The organism is Saccharicrinis sp. 156 (assembly GCF_050589685.1).
Taxonomy (GTDB): domain Bacteria; phylum Bacteroidota; class Bacteroidia; order Bacteroidales; family Marinilabiliaceae; genus Saccharicrinis.
Map to the genome: position 1 here is coordinate 1 of NZ_JBNGOS010000088.1, position 4,396 is coordinate 4,396.

The window sequence follows — 4,396 nt, forward strand, 5'->3', positions numbered from 1 at the left end:
TTTTTTACTAAAAAAAACTACACCATACTTATGAACTTTATGTCAACACCTTTTTAGTTTTTAGACAGTCTGACGGTTGGCGGTATGAAATCGTTGGGGATTGCGGGCTACTTTCCTTTCAAGTTACACAGAACTTGATGCGTGGTAGAAAGTTTGAATAACCACCTAAACCCCAATGTTTTATACCGCGTGTTACCAACTGGCCTTTTATTTTTCAGTCAATTTATCTATCAATTTTGCAGTATCACGTGCGTTCGGACAGACACACTCTTTGACAAGTTTTGGCTTTAGCGTCGGCACATGGGGCTTGGCAATGTGTGTGACTGTGAAGCGTGGGCAATATAGAAATAATTAATTATAACATTTTCAATTTTTTATTCAAATTATTAAATCGTATTATTCTCCCACCTTTTCCTTTAACTGAATAGCATAACTATTCATATAATTCCTGCCTGTAGCTGTCACCATGGTCTTGGCTATCTCGAATAAGGCATCTGCTTTCAAATTGATAATTTCCTTGTCGTTTATATTTAGAGCAAGAAGATAATCAGACAATTGAGCTGCCCATTGAAAATCTTCATCTTTAAAAGCTTTTAGAGCATTTGCCCGAAGTTTATCTTTCCCTCCAACCATTATTGCCATTTTTTCAGCTTCGGACTTTGGTGCAAGTTTATTCAAGTTTACCGGGTTTCCATCAAACCAGCCCAGGTAACCGTTAAAAATAGAACGTACACCCCAGTCAACACGACCATAATATTCGGTTAGATAAGGTAAGGAAGCCAGGTGTTCTGGTAGTTTTACGTATTCTACTAATTGGTCAGGGGTTAACCCTTTATTCATACCTTCAATAGTTTTATCAAATACAAATTTTATGGCAGCGCTGTAGTTGCTCAGTATTTCGTTCACTTTTTCTTTGCCAATTACTGGACGGGTGTGCCCTGGTAATAAATATACCGGTTCTTCAGCTACCATCTTATCAATGCTTTCGTACCAACTTTTAACATCTCGATATTGAGAACCACGAATGGTGTATAAGTTTGGAAACGATTTATAAAAGGTATCACCACAGAATAATATTTTCTGGTCCGGCATCCAAACATACATATTGTCGTATGTTTCGCCGCTTGCAGCTACCAAATCAAACTTTATCCCGTCGATATTAATTTGCTTCCGTTCACCAGAGAAAAAATGTGTAGGTTCAAATTCTGCTTGACCTTTTTTGCGGTTGAACATGGTATTTTGTTTATTGGGACGGGGAGCAATTCCGTTGTTAATATGAATTGAATCTGGCAGAATAACACCAGCCTGGCGGGCTCCTCGGTTGTTTTGATAAGTTAATCCTGCACTTTTTCCCGCATTTTCTTCAATGTTAAAACCAACGTTATTGCCTAATGCTCCACTTCTTCCCCAAACCTGAGGATTACTACCTTCATCTAAAAATGCCTGAACCCCACCAAAATGGTCGCCATGCCCGTGTGTAATAATAATTCCTTTAATGGGTTTGTCGGTTATTTCACGAAACTTCAAACGAAGCGTCTCCATCCGAACCGGCGACATGCCGGCATCAATTATAATAATTCCGGTTTCACCTTCAATCATGGCAATATTGCTCACTTCGTAGCCCACCGCGAAATGTACATTTTCCGTAATTTGAAAAATTTCTGGAATAAATTGTTTGTTCTGTTCCTCCAACAATCGAGTAGCTTCGGTTTTCTGAGAATACACAGTTGTTGCAAATAAGATAACTGAAATTGTAAGTATTAAAATTCGAGTTTTCATGGTGATAGTGTTTATATATTTATAATCAAATCCAAAATTTTCTTATTCAGGTCTTTTTAAGTGGTCGATTATTCCACCGTCAAAAGCTGTTCTTCTTGGTCTATCTGGATTGTTTGCATATCCAATTATTACAGAACTATATACTGTCATATTCTTGAAGTTAAAAACAAGGGTCAGGTAATCCTTTAGCCCGGTTTCGTGCCAATTCACTAAGTACAAATCATCCCCTATTTTACGGCAACGGTATTGTATGTCTTTGTTGCCATTCCCTTTGCCGGGACCGGTAATCCATTCGTAATTACCCTTTCCATCGTAGAATTCAATGTGTATTGCATTACCCGTTTGATATTGGAAATTCATGGAGTAACCATCTAATAAATGTTCCGTCTCACCAAATTGATATTTTTCAACATCTGGTGAAGTCGTGTTTTGAGCAAAGCTGGTTCCAATACCTATTACTGAAACTAATATTAGCATTAAAATTCGATTTTTCATGGTGTTGTTTTTAAATGATATTACTTAATATTTGAATTAATGAAATCTTCAAACGACAACGGCTTATTGCCAATTACTTGTTCAAAATCGTTGGTCACAACAGACATGTAACCTGCAGAAGTAGCTCCATAAAGTGCGAGCATCATATCGGCAGAAGGTTCGGGCATGCCATTTTCCATTGCTCCTTTTTTCATATCAGATGCAGTGATGGGTACATAGTTTATTTCTCTTCCTTTCACCTTGCTGATAATCATCGCGGCTTCTTCATGATGAAGTGCTTTGCTTCCGGTGAGGTTGAAAATTTTACCATTATAATTTTGCAAGTCGGTAATAACTCTTACTGCAACCGCTGCAATATCCGAAGTAGCAATAAATGCCGTTTTACCGTTACCAGCTGCAACGAAAATCCCATTCTGATGCGCTATCATTGGTGCAATAAAACCCGCAGTAAAATTATCCATGAAAAAATTTGGGCGAATTATGGCATACTTAAAGCCTGCGTCTTTTACATAGTTTTCTATCTTGAAGAGGGCTGCCTCAGGATTGGCATCAATTCCCAAAGCAGAATTAACAACAATTTGTTTAACGCCAGCTTCATGGGCTGCATCGATAAAAGGAAGCAGTTTTTTATCGGCATATGGGTCCATTGAGGGTGCAATCAAAAAGATTGAATCAACATTTTCTAATGCAACGGCATAGGTCGTGGGTTTTTCATAATCGAATAAAACCGGTTCGATATTAGAGGTTTTGGCTACTTTTGAAATATCGCGCGTTGCTGCCAATACTCTGATTCCTTTATTGACAAGTTGTTTTACTACTTCTTTACCAAGTTTTCCGGTTGCTCCTGTTACTAATGTTTTCATTGTTTTTGTATTTTAATTTATGAATAATAATTACGATACAAAGTAACGGAGTAAATCAATTTTGGTAAAGGTCAGTTTAAGGCAAAGAATGGTAAAAATGGGTTAACGATGAATTTCACGAAATTTCTGAGGAAAAAAGCTGGTGTGTTTCTTAAAGTATTTAGTCAGGTTTGTAGCATCCTCGAAACCAATTTTGTAAGCAATCTCTTTAATTGAAAGCTCAGAATATGAAAGAAGTCGTTTAATCTCCAAAACAACCCTTTCATCCAGATATTCTTTTGCTGTTTTGTTTGATAACAGTTGCAAGGCAGCATTCAGTTTCTTGGAATTTACGCCTAAAATTTCACAGACATCGGCTACTTTTGTTTTATAGCTAATATTATTGTCCAAAGCTTCTTTAAACTGCATACTTAAAGTAAGTGAAGAGCCACTTGGTATTTGTGAGAAGGAGCGTTTAGTCCGTTCAAGCCGGATTAAAATAATCTTTAGGTAATTCCGTAACAATTCTTCCTGTTCAAATTCTTTTTCAATAAAAAATGCTTTTGCGAGCATCTCAATTAACAGTTTTGTGTCGGTATCGCATTGCAATACAACAGGTGATAATTGCGAATTGAATAGGATGAAATCATATAGATATCTATAATTTATTTTTTCACGAACCAAAAAATCAGATGTAAAAAGTATGACGTAACCTTTGATATCAAAATCAATATGAAATTGTTGCACCTGGTCTTTTGCTATGGGAATAAAGGAGCCTGTATTAAATTGTACTCTCTGGAAATCAACCGTATGAATACCGGTTCCTTCGATGATGAAAATAAGTTGATAAAAATCCAGTCTATGTGGTTTGCTGGCAATTTGATGTTTTCTTTTTATCAGTTCTTCCAAACGAAGAATTTCAAACTCAAGGAGTGGTTCCTCCTTTTTATTAAAATCATATTTTGGTATCTGCTTCACTGAATTAAGATGTCTGTTTTAAACTATAATCAAATGTAAGATTTATCCCTAACTTTTTCTTATTTACAATAGAGCTTGCTTAAGTTATACGGTTTCGTATTGATTAGTGAACTGGCAAGAAAACAGCTCTTTTGCAAGCTGAAGCATCGGTTTGTGTGTTGGAGCTTGCGAATGTGCTGTTTTGTGCGTTGGCTTTAGTTGCACGGTCTTTCTTTGCATGAAACACAACTTGGATATAGAGACCGTAATGACTTTATTATTTCGATTATGGTTTCTATACCGCATATATGATCAGTTATTTT

Annotated in this window: 4 protein-coding genes; all 4 read right to left on the minus strand. The window is 36.5% G+C overall.

Annotated features, from left to right (window positions below; genetic code table 11):
- Positions 1-396: 396 nt before the first annotated feature.
- The gene (locus tag ACRD64_RS25035; protein ID WP_430937338.1) at positions 397-1,779 is read right to left on the minus strand and encodes an alkyl sulfatase dimerization domain-containing protein; all 1,383 of its coding nucleotides are present in this window, start codon (positions 1,777-1,779) and stop codon (positions 397-399) included.
- A 42-nt stretch (positions 1,780-1,821) separates the two neighbouring features.
- On the minus strand, positions 1,822-2,274 hold the full coding sequence (locus ACRD64_RS25040; RefSeq protein ID WP_430937340.1) for a MoaF-related domain-containing protein: 453 nt from the start codon (positions 2,272-2,274) through the stop codon (positions 1,822-1,824).
- 20 nt (positions 2,275-2,294) lie between these two features.
- The gene (locus ACRD64_RS25045) at positions 2,295-3,137 is read right to left on the minus strand and encodes an SDR family oxidoreductase (RefSeq protein ID WP_430937342.1); all 843 of its coding nucleotides are present in this window, start codon (positions 3,135-3,137) and stop codon (positions 2,295-2,297) included.
- 102 nt (positions 3,138-3,239) lie between these two features.
- Positions 3,240-4,094, minus strand: coding sequence for a helix-turn-helix domain-containing protein (locus tag ACRD64_RS25050; RefSeq protein WP_430937344.1), 855 nt, complete (start codon positions 4,092-4,094; stop codon positions 3,240-3,242).
- Between the last annotated feature and the right edge of the window lie 302 nt (positions 4,095-4,396).

Coding starts and splice junctions, on each gene's coding strand:
- ACRD64_RS25035 (WP_430937338.1), bottom strand. CDS start 1,779: ATGAAAACTCGAATTTTAATACTTACAATTTCAGTTATCTTATTTGCA.
- ACRD64_RS25040 (WP_430937340.1), bottom strand. CDS start 2,274: ATGAAAAATCGAATTTTAATGCTAATATTAGTTTCAGTAATAGGTATT.
- ACRD64_RS25045 (WP_430937342.1), bottom strand. CDS start 3,137: ATGAAAACATTAGTAACAGGAGCAACCGGAAAACTTGGTAAAGAAGTA.